An 18,136-nucleotide genomic window follows, 5' to 3' on the forward strand; every position below is an offset into this window, starting at 1 on the left:
ATTGTGGCCGGCGAGCAGTGAGCCGCCCCGTGTCGCCGGTCACCGGTCCAGCGCGTGGCGGACCCAGGACAGCACGGCCTCGGCGCTGCGGAACTCGTCCACCGAGCGCACGGGCACGTCCGGGTGGCTGGCGGCCCACAGCCGGGACAGCGTCGTGCCGGGGCCGACCTCCAGCACGCAGCGAGGCCGCCGTTCGGCCAGCGTCGCCAGAGCGCGCTGCCATTGCACGGTGTGGGCGATCTGCTCGGCCAGCGCGTGCTTGAGCGCGTCGGGCCGGCGCAGCGCGCCGCCGTCGAGGTTGGCGATGAAGGTGCTGGCCAGCGGTCGCCACGGGCGTGATGCGATCTCGGCCGCGAACCGCGTGACGGCCGGTGCCATGCGCGGCGTGTGCGAGGCCACGCGCACGGCCAGCGGCTTGACCTCGGCACCGCGCGCGACGAGTGCCGGCGTGGCTGCGGCGATGGCCGCCAGCGAGCCGCCGAGGATGGCGCGGTCGGGCGCGAGGTCGATGGCCAGGTCCAGCCCGAAGCGCTCGTCGACGGGGCCCTGCACGGCGACGAGGCCAGCCGGTTCGTCGCCGCTGGCTGCGTCCATCGCGGCCGCGCGCCGGGCGGCGAGGTCCAGTGCTTCATCCACGCCGAACGCCCCAGCCGCCGCGGCCGCAGGCAGCTCGCCGACGCTGTAGCCGAGCACGGCATCGGGGCGCGGCAGGTGCGGCGCGAGGCAGGCCCAGGCGGCCAGCGAAAGCCCGGTCAGCAGGGGCTGAGCCTGGCGGTTGGCGGTGGCCCACTCGGTGTCGATGAGGCGCTGTCGCCAGCCGTCGCCCAGGTGCGCGGCAAGTGCGGTGAGGGCCGGCTGCGCCAGGGGCTCCCGGTGCACCCAGACCAGCATGTCGGGGTGCTGCACGCCCTGGCCAGGGAACAGCAGCGTGAGCGTCATGCCGTGCAGACGCGGTCCAGCCAGCAGGCGGCGGCGAGCAGGTCGGCGGCGCCGCCGGGCGAGAGATTCCGGTCGACGAAAGCGACGTGCAGCGACTGCGCACGCAGGATGGCGGCTGGGTTGGCTGCGCCGCCCGCTTCGAGAAAATCCCGGGCCTGCTGCTGCGCCCAGCGCAGGCCGTCGAGCCCGCCCCGGTGCGCCAGGTTGGTGTCGTCCAGCACGGCCATCACCTCGAACAGCGCCTGCAGCCGCGCGAGCCGTGGGCCGAGGTGCGCGGTGCGGCGCAGCGCCGGCAGCGCCACATCGAACAGCACCGGGAAGCCCAGCGCCGCTTCGGCGGCCGCGGGGCGCAGGCCGTGGCGTTGCGCGGCGCTGCGGCCGTTCGAGAGGCCGTTCGAGAGGCGCGGGTGGCGGGCCAGGTCGTCGAGGTCTCGGCCCCAACGCTGCAGCAGCGTGGCGCGGAGTGCCGATGGCGACGGCGCATCGCCGCGCGCCTGCAGCCACCCCCCGGCTGCGCACAGCAGGCCGAGCGTGAACACGGCGCCGCGGTGCGTATTGACGCCTCCGGTCGCCACCAGCATGCGTGCTTCGGCGGCAATGCCCAGCCGCTGCAGCGCCGTGAAATCGGCATCGGCCGCGCCGGCCGTGGCGATGGCGGGGAAGTAGTGGCGCAGCGCGAACAGGCTGCGCAGCAGCGTGCCGGCGGTCATGTCGCAGTGGCTGCCGTTGTCCACGAAGGACACGAGCCCGGGCTTGGGGGCCAGCGCCAGCTCGTCGTACAGCGCCACCGTGGCGGCGCGGCCGAGTGCCGCGGTGTCCACCGCAGGCGCCACGCGCGGCAACGCGCTCACAGCGTCTCCAGCGCGACGCCGTCCAGGCGTTTCACCAGCACTTCGCGCACGCGGCCTTCGCGCAGCTGCAGCCACTCGCGCCAGGCGATGGCCGCACCATCGGGGAACAGCAGCTCGCCGTCGAGGCGCGGGCCGGCCACGCCGGTGCCCAACTGCAGCAGCGTGGCGACGCGGTCGGCCAGCGTGTCGCTGTCCACGGCGATGTGCAGATCGATGTCGGACCCGGGCCGCAGGTAGCGCAGCCGGGTCAGCTTCTGCCAGCCGTGGCTGCCGTGCACGCGCGGGCTCACGCCCAGCCGGCCCAGCTCGGCGCACAGCGCGCGCCACGGCATGCGGGCGGCGGCCGGCAGCATCGTGGCAACGTCGGCCGCGGCGGGGAAGCCGCCGCAGTACATCAGGTGTTCGCGCGCCACGCGCAGCCCGAGCTTGCGACGGCCCCAGCGCGCGGGCATGGCCAGGCCGACCGCGAGCGACGCGTCATCGGGCGACTGCCGCGTGACCACCAGGGGCAGATGCTCCCGCGCCCAGTGCGCGAGGCACTGGCGCGAGGGGCCGTCCGGCGCCTGCGGCAGCAGCGCCTGCCAGCCGGCGTCGGACAGCCAGACGAGGCGGTGGCGCGCCAGCTCCATGGTCAGGCGGTGAGGACGCGCGCAGTGACGTCGGCGGCCATGAGCCGGCCGCCACGGGCTGCACCGTCATGGGCACGTTCGTCGGTGGTGGGGGCGTTCAGCAGAGCGTCGCGCAGCGCGGCCTGCAGGTCGCCCGTCCAGAGGGCCTGGACGCCGCCCATCGCCACATAGTTCTCGACGCCGGGGGCGAACACCGGGTTGCTGCGCGACAGCTCGGCCAGCGTGTCCTCGGACAGCTTGGTCACGCGCGCCATCGCCGGCAGCCGCATGACGCGGATCTCGGCCTCGGGCAGCGCGTAGCAGGCGTCGGCGATGAGGCCGGAGGTGATGAAGCCGCCGGACAGCGCCTGGTCGTAGATCAGCCCGATGACGCGGTGGCCGTGGCGGCGGGCCAGGTCGATGCAGCAGCCCAGGTGCGCCATCGCGCGGTGGATGCCCAGCAGCTCGTCGCGGCGGCGCAGCTGCTGGCCCTGGGTGTCGATGAGCAGCAGGATGGGGCGGCCGGGGTGGTCGCGCATCGTTCGCAGCACGACGGCGGCCTGGGCGAGGGCCATGGCGACGCCTATGGGGGCGTGGTGAGTGGTGCCGATGACGGTGATCGGCTGGCCGTCGAAGTTCGCCTGGCCATGAAGGAGGTCGCCTTCGGTTTGAATCGTGTGATCGGTGCCGAAGAGGGATTGGGTGAGGGCTTGCCAGTTCATTCGGCGCTCGCTGAGTTGGCTTTGTGGCAAGTAAGGTGCCGGAATTTCGCCCCGGCGGGCGACCTACTTTCTGGGCCGCCAGAAAGTAGGCAAAGAGCTCCCCCCGAACGCGCCGCCCTTCGCTTCGCTACGGGTTCCCTGCGGTACTCAGTCCTTGAGGGCCCGTGCGGAACTCGCTTTGGCTGTTCCTGGGGCTCCCCTTCGAAACCGCTGAGAAGCGCAGAAGACCAAGGCGCGTGCGCAGCACGCATCGACGACTGACTTCGCGACGTTTGTTTGAACGCAGCGTAGCGAAGTGAGTTCGGCGCGGCCTTGGTCTTCGAGCATCGCAAGGCACCCCGCAGGGGCGGTTTTGCAGGAGCGATTTCTTTGCTTACTTTCTTGTTCGCACAAGAAAGCGAGTCGCCCGCCGGGGCGAGTCCCGGCAAACGTGGCGTCAACCCGAGGCTTGAGCAGCGACCCATGACCGACATCTCAACCCACCCGCGCCGCAACCACTTCAGCCGCGCCCCAATCGGGCACCAACTCGGCATCGACCACGCCCATCGACCGCCACAACGCCACCGCATCGGCCCCAGCCGGCGCATCCGTCAGTCGCCGCTCCAGCAGCGCGTGCTCTGCCTCCAGCCCCTCCAGCGTCAACGGCCGATGACGACCAAGCGCCTCGACAGCGGCAACACGAAACACCGCCATGTCGTCCTCCACCAGCACGTCGCAGTCCCCCATCAGGTAGCGATGCTTGCCACCCGTCGTGCGCCACACCAGCGCGCGATCCTTCGAATCAAACTCCTCGACCCCGTGCGAGGCCTCGATGACCTCAGGCCCCGACATCGCATGCCGCGCGATGTCGCTCATGACGATCCAGTCCGCGCAGCGCGCGACGATGCCCATGCCGCCGAAGCAGCCGTTGGCGCCGCCGATCAGCACGAGGGTGGGAATGCCGGCCGCGCGCAGGTCCAGCAGTGCGCGCATCACTTCGCTCACGGCGATCAGCCCGGCGTTGGCCTCGTGCAGGCGCACGCCGCCGGACTCGGCCAGCAGCAGCACGGCGTCGGGCTTGTCCAGCAGGGCACGACGGAACAGGCCCGTGAGCTTGGCGCCATGCACCTCGCCCACGCCGCCGCCCATGAACTCGCCTTCCTGAGCAGCGACGAACACCGACCGGCCGGCCAGCGTCGCGCGGCCGATGGCCACGCCGTCATCGAACGCGGCGGGCAGTCCCAGCTGCGCCAGATGCGGGCTGGTGACGCGCGCGGCGGGCGGCAGCCACTCGTGGAAGCTGCCGGGGTCCAGCAGCAGCGCCAGGCGCTCGCGCGCCGAGCACTCGGCAAAGCTGATCGCCGTGCTCACTGAGGCACCCTTCGCGCCGCGCGCCGTCCCGCCAGGCGGGAGCTGAGCGCCTTCGGGCGGCCGTGCGGCGCTCATGGCAATCCCGCCGCGGCCTGGTCCAGCCGCAAGCTGACGACGGCCGGCGTGGCGCCCATGTCGTTGATGGAGACGCGCGCGCCGGCCAGGCCGTGGCGGTCGTGGAAGTCACGCACGACGGCCTGCCAGATGGGCGCGAAGCCGCGCGCGGACGTGGCGACCTCGAAGGTGCAGTCGCTGCCCGCGGCGGGCTCGACCATGACTTCGAGATTGCCGGACGCGACGACGCCCACCAGCACCGGCGCGAAGCCGGCCGGCAGCGGCCGGCGGCCGGGCAGCGTGAAGGACAAGGATTCCATGCCGGCTTGCATCACCAGTTCCTGAAGCGTGCGGGTGGGCGATAGAGCCCGCCGGACGCGCGCACAAGGTCGCGCATGGAGCGGGCGGCGAGCAGGTTGCGTGTCGCGTCGCGCGGGTCGATGCCGAGGTCGGCCGGGCGCTGGATGACGCCGCGGTCGCGCAGGTTCTCCACCATGCGGCGGTCGCGCGCCAGGCCGACTGCCGTGTAGCCGGCCACGCCGCGGATGGCCTGCTCGCGTTCTTCGTCGGTGCGGCACAGCAGCAGGTTGGCCAGGCCTTCCTCGGTCAGCACGTGGGTCACGTCGTCGCCGTAGATCATGATGGGCGGCAGCGGCATGCCGGCTGCTTCAGCCAGCTGCCAGGCGTCCAGCGTCTCGACGAAGGCGGGCTGCATGTGCTCGCGGAAGGTCTCGACGATCTGCACGACCAGCTTCTGCCCGCGCGGGGTGCCGGCAGCCCCGGTGCGGCCGGCGCGCGCCTGCTGGCCGGCCTTGAGCCAGGCGGCGCTGGCATGCCGGCGGCCGCGGGCGTCGGCCCCCATGTTGGGCGCGCCGCCGAAGCCGGCGATGCGGCCCAGCGTGGCGGTGGAGGAGTTGCCCGCCAGGTCCATCTGCAGCGTGGAGCCGATGAACAGGTCGCAGGCGTAGTGGCCCGCAGCCTGGCAGAACGCGCGGTTGCTGCGCATGGCGCCGTCCGGGCCGGTGAAGAACACGTCGGACCGCGCGCGGATGTAGTCCTCCATGCCCAGCTCCGAGCCGAAGCTGTGGATGGACTCCACCCAGCCGGCCTCGATGGCCGGGATCAGCGCGGGGTGCGGGTTCAGCGCCCAGTGGCGGCAGATCTTGCCCTTCAGGCCCAGCGACTCGGCATAGGTGGGCAGCAGCAGCTCGATGGCCGCCGTGTCGAAGCCGATGCCGTGGTTGAGCCGCTGCACGCCGTATTCGGCGTAGATGCCCTTGATGGCCATCATGGCCATCAGCACCTGCACCTCGCTGATCTGCGCGGGGTCCCGCGTGAACAGCGGCTCGATCCAGTGCGGGCGAGGCGCGGGCACGACGTAGTCCACCCAGCCGGCGGGGATGTCCACGCGCGGTACGCGCTCGACGATCTCGTTGACCTGGGCGATGACCAGGCCGCCGCTGAAGGCCGTGGCCTCGACGATGGCCGGCGTGTCCTCGGTGTTGGGCCCGGTGTAGAGATTGCCCTCGCGGTCGGCCGACTGCGCAGCCACCAGCGCCACCTGCGGCGTCAGGTCGACGAAGTAGCGCGCGAACAGTTCGAGGTAGGTGTGGATGGCGCCGATCTGCAGCCTGCCCTGCGACACCAGCCGTGCCAGGCGCTGGCTCTGCGGGCCGGAGAAGGAGAAATCCAGCTTGGCTGCGATGCCGTTCTCGAACACGTCCAGGTGCTGCGGCAGCGACAGCACGGACTGCACCATGTGCAGGTCGTGCACGCGCGCCGGGTCCAGCTGCACCAGCGCGTCGGCGAGGAAGTCGGCCTGCTTCTGGTTGTTGCCTTCCAGGCAGACGCGGTCGCCGGGCTCCAGCGCGGATTCGAGCAGCGCGACGACCTGGGCCGCGTCGACCTGCTTGCCGCTCAGGCCGTCGCCCAGGGACTGGGCGACGCGCGCCAGGCGCGCTTCACGGCGCTGCGCGCGGCGGTTCCAGGGCAGGGGCGCCTTCATCGTCGGTCTCGCTTCAGTGCACGCGCGGCGCGCCCATGACGAGGTCCGGGAGACCCGTCGCGATGCCCGGGAAGATGCAGATCAGCAGCACCGCGAACAGCATCAGCACGACGAACGGCAGCACGCCCCAGATGATCTTGTTCAGCGGGATGTCGGGCGCGATGTTCTTGATGACGAAGATGTTCAGGCCCACCGGGGGGTGGATGAGGCCGGTCTCCATGACGATGGTCATCAGGATGCCGAACCAGATCAGGTCGAAGCCGGCGGCCTTCAGCGGCGGCAGGATGATGGGCGCCGTCATCAGGATGATGCTGACGGGCGGCAGGAAGAACCCGAGCACGATGACCAGCAGCAGGATGGTGGCCAGCAGCACCCACTTGGACAGTTGCATGCCCACGATCCACTCGGCCGCCGCCTGGCTGATGTGCAGGTAGCTCATCACGTAGCTGAACAGCAGCGACATGCCGATGATGAACATCAGCATCGTGCTTTCCTTCAGCGTGGAGCCGAGGATGGGCGCGAGGTCCTTGGGCCGCCAGACGCCGTAGATGACGGCGATCAGCGCCAGCGCCAGCACGGCGCCCAGGCCCGCCGTCTCGGACGGGGTCGCGAAGCCGCCGTACAGCGCCACCATGACGCCGATCAGCAGCAGCACGAAGGGCACCACGCGCGGCAGCATCTCGAACTTCTGGCGCACGCTGAACGTTTGCGTGGACAGCAGCGGCGAGTCGACGCCGGTGGTCTTGAACGCGCGTTCGGCCTGCTTGAATTCCTGCAGGTAGCGCACGACGGCGTAGGCCGCGAACAGCGCCACCAGCAGCACGCCCGGCATGATGCCCGCGAGGAACAGTCGGCCCAGCGACTGCTCGGCGGCGACGGCGTACAGGATCATCGTGATGGACGGCGGCAGCAGGATGCCCAGCGTGCCGCCCGCGGCGATGATGCCGGCCGCAAAACCGGGCGAGTAGCCGCGCTTGCGCATCTCGGGGATGCCTGCCGAGCCGATGGCCGAGCAGGTGGCGGGGCTGGAGCCGGCCATGGCCGCGAACAGCGCGCAGGCGAACACGTTGGCGATGCCCAGGCCGCCGGGCACGCGGCCCATCCACACGTGCAGCGCGGCGTACAAGTCCTGGCCGGCCCGCGACTTGCCGATGGCGCCGCCCTTCAGGATGAACAGGGGAATGGACAGCAGCGTGATGCTGGCCATTTCCTCGTAGACGTTCTGGGTGACGGTGTCCAGCGCCGAGGCCGGCATGAAGAAGGCCATGAAGAGGACGGCCACGCTGCCCAGCGCGAACGCGATGGGCATGCCCGAGAACATCAGGATCAGCGTGACGACGCCGAACAGGGAACCGAGTGCAAGCATGCTCATCGCACGTCTCCTTTGGCGCCCTTCAGGCCGTTCAGGCGGGCGGTGAACTGCAGCAGCAACTGCACGGTGAGCAGCGTCATGCCCAGCGACATGAGGCCATAGGGAATCCACAGCGGCGGCGCCCAGGACGACGACGTCGTCTGGCCGTCCACCCAGGCCTCGTGCAGCAGCGTCCAGCTCTTCCAGGCGAAGAACGCGCAGAAGGCGGCGCACGCCAGGTCCACCAGCGCCAGGCGGATGCGGTTGGCCCAGGGCGGCAGCACGCCGCCGAGGAACTCGATGCCCACATGCCCGCGCAGCGCCTGCACGAAGGCGCTGCACAGGAAGGTGGCGCCCACGAGCAGGAAGACCGAGGCCTCGTCCTGCCAGTCTGTGGAGGCCTTGACGAGGTAGCGGGAGAAGACGCTGTAGGTGAGCACCAGGGAGGCGATCAGCAGCGCGAGCATGCCCATGACCACCATCGCGCGGTTGATCCACAGCACCACCACGGCCACGGGCCGCAGCAGCGAGGGCAGGTCGGGGTCCAGCACGATGGTGCTGCCGCCGGTGTCGAGGCCGTGGCTCATGCGGACCTCAGATCAGTTTCTGCGCGGCCTTGAGCAGCGCGGCACAGCTGTCGTTCTTTTCGCCGAAGTCCTTCCAGGCCGTGTCGCGTGCGATGGCTTGCCACTTCTTCAGCGTCGGCTCGTCCATGTCGACGACCTTGGCGCCGGCCTTGGCGTACAGCTCGGCGGCGGCCTTGTCGTCGGCCTTGGCGGCCTCCGTGGCGAAGGCTTCCAGCTCGGCACCCACGGCCATGATGACGTCCTGCTGGGCCTTGGGCAGCTTGCTGAAGATCTCCTTGGACATCATCAGCGGCTCCAGCATGAACCAGTAGGTGCGCTGGCGGCCCGAGGTCAGGAACTTGGCGATCTCCTCCAGCTTGAAGGAGATGAAGCTGGTGGACGACGTCATCGCCGCGTCCATCGCGCCGGTCTGCATCGCGGCGTAGATCTCGTTGGACGGCAGGCTGATGACGGAGGCGCCGGCCTGCTTGAGCATCATGTCCATCTCGCGGCTGCCGCCGCGCACCTTCAGGCCCTTGGCGTCGTCCGGCGTCAGCAGCGGCCGCGCGCGGCTGGCCACGCCGCCGGCCTGCCAGACCCACGACACGATGACGATGCCCTTGTCGTCCAGCGTCTTGGCCAGCAGCTTGCCGACCTCTGCGTTCTTCCACTGCGCACCGACCTCGTAGCTGGGCACCAGCGCCGGCATCAGGCCGATGTTGGTCTCGGCCACCTCGCCGCCGGCATACGACAGCGGCACCAGGCTCATGTCCAGCGCACCCTTGCGCATCGCCGAGAACTGCGAGTTCGTCTTCATCAGCGACGAGCCGGGGTAGACGGTGGACTTCAGCGCGCCGCCCGTGCGCTTCTCGCACTCGGCCGCGAAGCGCCGGCACAGGCGGTCGCGGAAGTCGCCTTCCGTGAGCGTGCCGCCGGGGAACTGGTGGGAAATCTTCAGCCCGCCGGTCTGGGCGGAGGCCGTCAGGGCCGGCAGGCCCAGTGCGCTGGCGCCCATCAGGCCCAGCATGTCGCGTCGATCAAGGCTCATCACGTTGTCTCCTGGAAGTTCTGGCTTCGATGGAAGGTCGGGGCCGATCTGCGCCAGCCGCTCTGATTACGCATATTAGTGATTCATGTATACATTGCATATGGCTTGCGCATAAGTGAATACCCGGCCTGAGTTCAGGAGGAGGTGCCACGCATGCGTCACTAAAATTGGTGCATGAGCCGACTGTCCGAAACCCTGCGCGAACGCATCGAGGAAGAGATCGCGACGGGGAAGCTGGCGCCGGGCACGCACCTGGACGAGGTGGAGCTGACGCAGCGCTTCGGCATGTCGCGCACGCCGGTGCGCGAGGCGCTGAACCAGCTGGCGGGCGAAGGGCTGGTGGAGATTCGCCCGCGCCGTGGCGCGGTGGTGGCGCAGGCCACGCCGCAGCGCATCGTCGAGATGTTCGAGGTGATGGCGGAGCTGGAGGCGATGTGCGCGCGCCTGGCCGCGCGGCGGCTGACGGCCGTCGACATTCAGCGGCTGGAGGCGGCGCACGAGAGCTGCCGCAGTGCGGCCGCCGGGCTCGATTCCGACGCCTATTTCTACGCCAACGAGGCCTTCCACGAGGCGCTGTACCGCGCCAGCCACAACGGCTTTCTTACCGACCAGTCGCTGAACCTGCAGCGCAAGCTGCGGCCGTACCGCCGCCTGCAGCTGCGCGTGCGCAACCGGGTGTCGCGCTCGTTCGAGGAGCACCAGGCGGTGCTGGATGCGCTGAAGGCGGGGGACTCGGATCGCGCGGTCGTGGCGATCCGCAGCCACGTCATCGTGCAGGGGGAGCGGTTTGCGGACCTGCTGTCGATGATGCAGTCGGAGGCGGCGTCGGTGGCCGCTTGAGGTTGCGGGCTCGCTGCTGCTGGTTGTTGGCTGCTGTGGTGCCGGGAGTTCGCCCCGGCGGGCGACCTACTTTTTGAGCGACCAAAAAGTAGGCAAAAAGTCGCCCCCGACCGCGCTGCCCTCCGCTTCGCTGCGGGTTCCCTGCGGTGCTCGGCCTTCAAGCCCCCGCGCCGAACTCACTTCGCTACGCTCCGTTCAAACAAGCGTCGCGAGTCAGTTCTTGAAGTTCGCTGCGCGAACGGGCTTGAAGTCCTGCGCTCCTCGGCAGAGGGGGAGTGAAGAACAGCCGGCGCCAGCCGGCTTCCGGGTTTGGCTGCTGGCTGTTGGGCTGTTAGGAAACTCCCCCTTAAAAACCGCCGAGCAGCACAGAACGGCGAGGCGCGAGCACAGCTCGCATCAACTTCTGACTCCGCGCTACTGTCCGAGCAGAGCGTAGCGGCGCGAGTTGAGCGCGGGCCTCGCCGTTCGAGCAGCGCAGGGAACCCGCAGGGCGGTTTTCTTGCCTACTTCTTTGGGCGTCCAAAGAAGTAGGTCGCCCGCCGGGGCGAGTCCCGGCACCACAGCAGGCGCCCCGCAGGGGTAAGTTAGACCCCCATCGAGATTCGGCGTCACCAAAAAAAGGGCGAGAAGCCTCTCAGCTTCTCGCCCTCCCAGTCAGGCCGCCAACGCCGCCACCCGCGCCGCCGGCACCTCCGCGTAGTGATCCAGCTGCATCGTGAACTGCGCCCGCCCCGACGTCATCGCCCTCAGATGCCCGATGTAGCCGAACATCTGCGCCAGCGGCACATGGGCGCTGATGACCACCGCGTTGCCGCGGGTGTCCTGCGCGTGCACCTGCCCACGCCGGCGCAGCACGTCGCCGATGACGTCGCCCACGTGGTCGGCCGGCGTGATGACCTCGACGGCCATCACCGGCTCCAGCACCACAGGCGCCGCTTTCAGCACGGCCTCGCGCAGCGCGTTCGCCGCCGCCAGCTCGAAAGCCAGCGCGGACGAGTCGCGCACGTGGAAGCTGCCGTCCACGAGCGTGGCCTCGAAGTCCACCAGCGGATGGCCCGCGAACGGGCCCGCCTGCGCGGCGCGGCGGATGCCGGCCTCGACCGCCGGGATGAACTCGCGCGGGATCGCGCCACCCACCACCGTGTTCGCGAAGCGGATGCCGGTGCCACGAGGCAGCGGCGCCACGCGCAGCGTCAGCTCGGCGAACTGGCCGGGGCCGCCGCTTTGCTTGCGGTGCAGGTGGTGCACCTCGGCCGCCGCCGCGATGGTCTCGCGGTAGGCGACCTGCGGGCGGCCCACCTGCACTTCCACGCCGAAGCGCGTGCGCAGCTTCTCCACGGCCACTTCGAGCTGCAGCTCACCCATGCCGGACAGCAGCGTCTGGCCCGAGTCGGCATCCTGGCGCAACCGCAGCGACGGGTCCTCGCGCACGAGCACGGCCAGGCCCTTGGCCAGCGCCGCGGTGCCGTCCTGGTGCCGCGCCTCGATGGCCACGTCGATGACGGCTTCGGGCACGGCGATGCTTTCCAGCACGGGTGCGTCCTTCCGGTCGGCCAGGGTGTTGCCGGTCAGCACGTCCTTCAGGCCCACGACGCCCGCGATGTCGCCCGCGACCAGTGCGTCGCGCTCGACGCGACTGTCCGCGTGGATCTCGTACAGGCGCGACACGCGCTCGGCCTTGCCGGTGCTCGCGTTGAACACCGTGTCGCCGCGGCTCAGCCTGCCGCTGTAGACGCGCACGAACACCATCGCGCCGTGGTCGTCGGCGGTCAGCTTGAACGCGAGCGCCGACAGCGGGCCGTGGGTGTCCACCGCGCCGGGGGCTTCACCGGGGCGCGGAAGGTAGGCGACGACGGCGTCCAGCAGCGGCTCGACGCCGCGGTTGCGGAAGGCCGAGCCGGCCAGCACGGGCACGAGTTCGCTGGCGACGGTGGCGGTGCGCAGGCCGGCGCGCAGCGCGTCCACGGACGGCTGTTCGCCGCGCAGCCAGGCGTCCAGCAGCGTGTCGTCGCGGTCCCAGACGAGCGCCTGCATGGTCAGCAGGTCCACGACGCCGCGGAACTCGGCCTCGGCGCCGATGGGCAGCTGCAGCGGCAGCGCACGCGCACCGAGCCGCTCCTGCATCATCGAGACGACGCGGGAGAAGTCCGCACCGGCGCGGTCCAGCTTGTTGACGAAGGCGATGCGGGGCACGCGGTAGTCGTCCGCGAGGCGCCAGTTGGTCTCGGTCTGCGGCTCCACGCCGGCCACGCCGTCGAAGACGACGACGGCGCCGTCCAGCACGCGCAGCGAGCGCTTGACCTCGATGTTGAAGTCGATGTGCCCGGGCGTGTCGATCAGGTTGATCTGCGTGCCGTGCCAGTGCACGGTCGTGGCCGCGCTGTGGATGGTGATGCCGCGCGCGCGCTCCTGCGGGTCGAAGTCCATCGTCGTGGCGCCGTCGTGCACTTCACCGATGCGGTGGTTCTCGCCGGTGTAGAACAGGATGCGTTCGGTGGTCGTGGTCTTGCCGGCGTCGACGTGGGCGATGACGCCGATGTTGCGCAGGTTGCGAAGGGTGCTGGTGTTCGAGTTCATGGCGATTCCTGGATGAGTGAGGGGCCAGCCCCTCGGCGGAATCGCCGAAGCAGCTAGCGCAGAAGCAGGACGCCGAAGCGCGCACGAGACAGGCAGGGGCTGGCCGCGCTCCGGCGCTCGGGAATCGTGGCGATCAGCTTGTCGAAGGTGCGCGTGCGCATGATTGAAATCGGTGCAGGAAAAACAAAACCCCGGGAGGGACGGGCCTGCCGGGGTTGGTTGCTCCGGAAGGCGGGCGCCTTCCGAACACGGTCGAAGGGCGCTTCAGTGGTTGAGGCGGGCTTGCGTCGTGGGGTTGAGCTTCATGATGGGCGTGATTGTCGGTCTGTGTGCAATGTCGGGCCGGGCGTGGGGCTTTCAAGCTCACGGTATTGCCGGGGCGGCAGCCAGACGAAAAAAAGGCCGCTTGCGCGGCCTCGCCAAGTGGCGACAAGGACGGCGCCCCAGCGTGTGAGCACCGCCGAACCAGAGGTGCCCTGGTTCAGTCCGCTGGCATCTCGGGGTCAGGCGGGCTGAGCTGCGGGGGCCGGCATGGTGGCTGTCGCCGCGCAGTGCTTGGCGATGAACTCGGCGTGGGTGGGCATGACCCGGACACACTTGGCGACGACCTGGCGGACGTTCTCGAGATAGGCAAGCACTTCGGCGTCATCCGGTTGATCGGCGAAGGGGTGATGACCCTGCGGCATCAGGCCTTGCCCGACCATCACCTGCAGCCAGCTCGATTCGGCGAACAGTTCGTCGCTGCGCCGGTAGACGCGGCCGTTGGAGGCGAACAGCGCCATCTTGCGCGCCAGGCGCTCCGGGATCTCCATCCCTCGGCAGTACTTCCAGAACGGCGAGTCGTCGCGGCGCGTGAGCTTGTAGTGCAGCACCAGGAAGTCGCGCACGTTGTCGAACTCCTCTCGCGTCAGGGCGTTGTATTCCTCAATGTCCGTGGCGTCGAAGCCGGCGTTGGGGAAGAACTCCAGGATGCGCGCGATGGCCATGTGGATCAGGTGGATGCTGGTGGACTCCAGCGGTTCGAGGAAGCCGCTGGACAGCCCGACGGCCACGCAGTTGGCTATCCAGAAGCGCCCCGAGCGGCCGGTGCGAAAGCTCAGGTGGCGCGGCGCCGCGGTGGGCCGGCCGTCCAGCCCGGCCATCAGGATGGCTTCGGCCTCTTGAGGCTCCATGAAACGGCTGCTGTAGACATGGCCGTTGCCGGTGCGGTGCTGCAGCGGGATGCGCCACTGCCAGCCGGCGGCATGCGCGGTGGAGCGCGTCATGGGCAGCAACGGGTCCACGCGCTCGCAGGGCACGGCGATGGCGCGGTCGCAGGGCAGCCAGTGCGACCAGTCCTCGTAGCCGGCCTTGAGCGTCTGCCCGATGAGCAGCGCGCGCATGCCCGTGCAGTCGATGAAGAAGTCGCCCGCGATGCGCTCGCCGCTGTCCATGCGCAACGCCGCGATGTGGCCGTTCTCGTGCTGCTCCACGCCCGCCACCTTGCCCTCGGTGCGGCGCACGCCGCGTTGCTCGGCGTAGCCGCGCAGGAAGCGGGCGTAGAGGCTGGCGTCGAAGTGGTAGGCGTGGGCGATCTCGGCCAGCGGCGAGCCGGGCATGTCGGGCCGCGCGCGCATGAAGCGGGCCTCGCGCGGCGCCGCCGTGTTGATCGAATACTCGCCCAGCGGCCGGGCCTTGCCCTGCTGCGCCATGCGCAGCCAGAACTGGTGGAAGGGCACGGTGTCCTCGGGCTGGCCGATGCGGCCGAAGCCGTGGATGTAGCGTGCGCCCACGGCGCCCCAGTCGACGAACTCGATGCCCAGCTTGAACGAGCCCTGCGTGGCGCGCAGGAACTCGTCCTCGTCGACGCCGAGCGCCCGGTTGAACTCGGTGAGGTTGGGAATGGAGGCCTCGCCCACACCGATGATGCCGATCTCGTCGGACTCCACCAGCCGGATTTGCACACTGCCGCCCAGCGCCTTGGCGAAGGCGGCAGCGCTCATCCAGCCGGCGGTGCCGCCGCCCACGACGACGACGCTGCGCACGGCGTTCACTTCGTTCATGCGGGCATTAGAACTTGTAGGTCATGCCCACCGTGGTGGTGCGTCCGAAGTAGCGGATGTAGTTGGGCATCAGCTGCGTCTTGTCCGGCGCCTCGCCGGTCACCGACTTGTAGTTCATCGTCGGCTTGTCGAAGAGGTTGCCCACCTGCAGCGTCAAGCCCAGGCCCTTCAGGCTTCCTTCCTCGAACGCATAGCCGATCTGCATGTCGGCCACCTTGTCGGCGGCTTGCTGCAGCGTGGTGTTGTTCAGGAAGATGTCGCGCGTGGTCGCCGTGAACGGCGAGCGGTAGCGCTGGCTGAAGCGGGCCGAGAAGCCATCGCGCTCGTAGTAGACCGTCACGCTGTTGGAGCGGCCGGAGAGGCCGTTGAGCGGCACGTCGCGTGCGGTGCTGACGGACGGGTCGGGGTTCTGGTCCTTGATTGAACTGCGCAGCTTGGAGGCGCTCACGATGACGCCGAAGCCGTCAAGGGCGTTGGTCAGCAGACCGCCTTCCAGCGCAGCAGCGAACTCGATGCCCTCGACCTTGCCGCCCGTGCCGTTTCTTGGCTGGATCATGGGCGCGATGGGCTTGGGCGTGACGCCCGGGGGCGCCACCTGCGGGAAGCCGGAGGCGTCCACGGCCGTCAGCTGGTTGTAGATGTAGCTGAGCAGGTTCTTGCGGAAGCCGGCCAGCGAGACGTAGCTGCGCTTGCCGAAGTAGCGTTCCACCGACAGGTCCATGCCGGCAGCGCGCCACGGCTTGAGCTCGGGGTTGCCGGCGTAGGCCGTGGTCCATTCGCCGGCGTGCGGCGTGCCCGCTGCGTCGCCGTTGACGGCCGGCGTGCTGGTGCCGGCGCGCATGTCGACGATGTTCGGGCGCACGATGGACGTGGCCAGGCCCAAACGGACGATCCAGTTGTTGCGCAGGTCGGCTGCGAGATTGATGCTGGGCAGCACGTCGGTGTAGCTGGTGCCGCCGTTGCGTTTGAACAGCAGGCTCTTGTCCGGCATCTCGTCGTTGCCGCGGTATTCCCAGCCCTCGGAACTCTGGCTGGCCCGCACCACCTGCAGGCCCAGGTTGCCGCGCAGCGACACGCCCCACAGGTCGGTGTCGATGTCCAGCTTGCTGAACGCCGTGGTGACCTTCTCGCGCACGTTGGAATTGTTGGCCACCCACTTGCTGAACTGGCCTTCCTCCAGCGTGACGGCGCCGCTCGCGACCAGCGCCGGCACGTCCACGCGCAGCACCTGCGGCATGCCGGCCCAGCTCATGTCGAAGGGCTGCTGCACGACGCCGGCCGGGATGGAGCGGATGTAATCGCCGTTGGCATCCTTCTTCATCAGCAGGCGGTCCTCGTTCTTGGCCACGTCCTTGCCGCGCTCGGTGTAGTTCAGGCCGAGCGTGAGGAGGCTGAACACGCCGTCCAGCGAGCGTTCCAGCGAGATGCGCGCCGACTTGATCTCGTCCTTGACCTCCGGATGGCGGATGGCGCCCAGCCAGGCTTCGTTGGGCACCCAGTCCATGCCGGCGACGTCGCCGAAGGCCAGCTTGGCGGGGTTGGACAGCAGGTCGGCCTGCGTGGGCGTGAAGGTCTGCGGGTCGCCGTTGGTCGGCACGTTCCAGCGGTAGGCCCCGTAGGTCCAGGCCTTGTTGGCGTAGTCGTAGTTGCCGGCGTAGGCCTCTGAGTAGCGTTCGTTGCGCTTGTCGCGCGAATAGCTGAGGTCGGTCAACGCTTTCCAGCGGTCATTGAGCTTGAGGCTGGTGTTCCAGCCCAGCGCAACGATGTCGTCGGTACGGCGGGTGTCCATGCTGCCGACGTTGGCGACCAGCTGAGAGATCGTGGCGCCGGTGGCGAAGGTGTTGTTGCCGATCTGCTGGGTAGTGACGTTGCTCATCGCGGGCGTGATGCCCGCCGACCAGTTGCCGAACAGGCTCTGCTGCCACTTGCCCGCCACTTCGTGGGTCTTGAACTTGGAGTAGTACAGGTCCACCTGCGAGTGCAGGTCGTCGTTGGGCTGGTATTCGACGACGGCCATCAGGCCGTCGCGCAGGTTCTTCTTGGTGGCGGTCTGGGCCGTCCAGTACATCGGCAGCAAGGCCTGACCTGTGCCCACCTTGGACGGCGCGTTACCCGTCAGCGGCAGGCCATAGGGCGTGTAGTCGCCGTACTCCACCAGCTCGGTCTGCTTGGTCTGCGACGGTGAATCCAGCCGCGCGAAGCCCACCGCCACACCGATGGTGCGGTTGGCGAACTGGTCCACATAGGAGGCCGAGAGGCGCATGCCGGTGGCGCCGGTGACGCCCGGCACCATGGTGCCGTTGGAGTTGCGCTCGCCGCGCAGGCTCACCACCACCTGGCGGCTGCCCAGGCTCAGCGGGCGCAGGGTCTGGATGTTGACCGTGCCTGACAGGCCCTGACCCACCAGGTTCGCGTCGGGCGTCTTGTAGACGGTGGCGGCGTTGACCAGCTCGGAGGGGAACTGGTCGTATTCGACGGCACGGCTGTCGTTGGAGCTGACGATCTCGCGGCCATTGAGCAGCACGCCGGAGAACTCGGGCGAGAGGCCCCGGATGGAGATCACGTTGACGCGCCCATCGGGGCCGCGCTGCCCGGTCAGGCCGGGCAGGCGCGCCAGCGACTCGGCGATGCTGGCGTCCGGCAACTTGCCGATGTCCTCGGCCGAGATGGCCTCGACGATGGAATCCGAGTTGCGCTTGGTGGCCACCGAGGTTTCCAGGCTGAAGCGGATGCCCTTGACCACCACGGTTTCGAGTTGCTGCGCGTCTTTTTCCTTGGTGGCGGCGGGTGCGGCGACTTGCGCCTGTGCCGCGGCGCCGGCAAACAGCAGGCCGCTGGCCGCGGCCAGGCTCGTGAGGCGAAGGGCAGGGCGAAGCTGTCTCATTCACTTGTCTCCAGTTATGTTGTGATCTTTTCGTGAACTGTCCCTTTGAGGGACTGAAAGCGCTTTCAAGCGTAAGCCATTGGCAGCGCTTTCAACCTAGGCAACACCCTCGGTCTGCGGCTTTCGGGCAACGTGAACCCAGGGTTCGGGCGTGCCTGGGCGCCACTGACTGCTCGCACCGGCCCAGTTCAGCCAGGGATGGCGCGGCGTTCCGGCGCATTTCGGTGCGCATACGGGTACTTCTGGGTTGAAAGGCAACAAAACAGTGCAAGCACTGAAAGCGCTTTCATTCAATGATG

14 protein-coding genes are annotated in these 18,136 nt (G+C 69.2%); 1 reads left to right on the plus strand and 13 read right to left on the minus strand.

Annotated features, from left to right (window positions below; genetic code table 11):
• Nucleotides 1–39: 39 nt before the first annotated feature.
• From ACO07H_RS04905 to dctP, 10 genes are all read right to left on the minus strand, one after another.
• Entirely contained in the window at nt 40–939 is a 900-nt protein-coding gene (locus ACO07H_RS04905) for an acyltransferase domain-containing protein (protein WP_422011736.1), read from the minus strand.
• On the minus strand, nt 936–1,790 hold the full coding sequence (locus tag ACO07H_RS04910) for a triphosphoribosyl-dephospho-CoA synthase (protein WP_422011738.1): 855 nt from the start codon (nt 1,788–1,790) through the stop codon (nt 936–938). The genes ACO07H_RS04905 and ACO07H_RS04910 overlap by 4 nt, the downstream gene beginning before the upstream one ends.
• On the minus strand, nt 1,787–2,419 hold the full coding sequence (gene mdcG / locus ACO07H_RS04915; protein WP_422011740.1) for a malonate decarboxylase holo-[acyl-carrier-protein] synthase: 633 nt from the start codon (nt 2,417–2,419) through the stop codon (nt 1,787–1,789). Before mdcG ends, ACO07H_RS04910 begins: the two co-directional genes overlap by 4 nt.
• Nucleotides 2,420–2,421: 2 nt before the next feature.
• The gene (gene mdcE, locus ACO07H_RS04920; protein WP_422011742.1) at nt 2,422–3,120 is read right to left on the minus strand and encodes a biotin-independent malonate decarboxylase subunit gamma; all 699 of its coding nucleotides are present in this window, start codon (nt 3,118–3,120) and stop codon (nt 2,422–2,424) included.
• Between the two features lie 474 nt (nt 3,121–3,594).
• Entirely contained in the window at nt 3,595–4,470 is an 876-nt protein-coding gene (locus ACO07H_RS04925) for a biotin-independent malonate decarboxylase subunit beta (protein WP_422011744.1), read from the minus strand.
• A gap of 71 nt (nt 4,471–4,541) precedes the next feature.
• Entirely contained in the window at nt 4,542–4,844 is a 303-nt protein-coding gene (gene mdcC / locus ACO07H_RS04930) for a malonate decarboxylase acyl carrier protein (protein WP_422011746.1), read from the minus strand.
• A gap of 11 nt (nt 4,845–4,855) precedes the next feature.
• Nucleotides 4,856–6,529 (minus strand): malonate decarboxylase subunit alpha, encoded by a 1,674-nt coding sequence (gene mdcA, locus ACO07H_RS04935; protein ID WP_422011748.1) that lies wholly within the window; start codon nt 6,527–6,529, stop codon nt 4,856–4,858.
• A gap of 13 nt (nt 6,530–6,542) precedes the next feature.
• Nucleotides 6,543–7,901 carry a TRAP transporter large permease gene (locus tag ACO07H_RS04940; RefSeq protein ID WP_422011750.1) on the minus strand — a complete coding sequence of 453 codons (1,359 nt, stop codon included), beginning with the start codon at nt 7,899–7,901 and terminating at the stop codon, nt 6,543–6,545.
• Nucleotides 7,898–8,467, minus strand: a complete 570-nt coding sequence (locus ACO07H_RS04945; RefSeq protein ID WP_422011752.1) for a TRAP transporter small permease — start codon at nt 8,465–8,467, stop codon at nt 7,898–7,900. The genes ACO07H_RS04940 and ACO07H_RS04945 overlap by 4 nt, the downstream gene beginning before the upstream one ends.
• A gap of 7 nt (nt 8,468–8,474) precedes the next feature.
• A complete protein-coding gene (gene dctP, locus ACO07H_RS04950) occupies nt 8,475–9,497 on the minus strand; it encodes a TRAP transporter substrate-binding protein DctP (RefSeq protein ID WP_422011754.1) in 1,023 nt (340 codons plus the stop codon).
• 171 nt (nt 9,498–9,668) lie between these two features.
• On the opposite strand from dctP, the gene ACO07H_RS04955 reads away from it, so the two are divergent.
• Nucleotides 9,669–10,334, plus strand: coding sequence for a GntR family transcriptional regulator (locus ACO07H_RS04955; protein WP_422011756.1), 666 nt, complete (start codon nt 9,669–9,671; stop codon nt 10,332–10,334).
• 654 nt (nt 10,335–10,988) lie between these two features.
• On the opposite strand, the gene ACO07H_RS04960 is transcribed toward ACO07H_RS04955, so the two are convergent.
• From ACO07H_RS04960 to ACO07H_RS04970, 3 genes are all read right to left on the minus strand, one after another.
• Nucleotides 10,989–12,911: an elongation factor G gene (locus ACO07H_RS04960; protein WP_422011758.1), complete on the minus strand. Its 1,923-nt coding sequence runs from the start codon at nt 12,909–12,911 to the stop codon at nt 10,989–10,991.
• Nucleotides 12,912–13,414: 503 nt separating this feature from the next.
• A complete protein-coding gene (locus ACO07H_RS04965) occupies nt 13,415–14,953 on the minus strand; it encodes a tryptophan halogenase family protein (RefSeq protein ID WP_422011760.1) in 1,539 nt (512 codons plus the stop codon).
• Between the two features lie 7 nt (nt 14,954–14,960).
• Entirely contained in the window at nt 14,961–17,837 is a 2,877-nt protein-coding gene (locus ACO07H_RS04970; RefSeq protein WP_422011762.1) for a TonB-dependent receptor, read from the minus strand.
• Between the last annotated feature and the right edge of the window lie 299 nt (nt 17,838–18,136).

Origin of the sequence: Roseateles sp., assembly GCF_965229315.1 — a bacterium.
GTDB lineage: Bacteria > Pseudomonadota > Gammaproteobacteria > Burkholderiales > Burkholderiaceae_C > Pelomonas.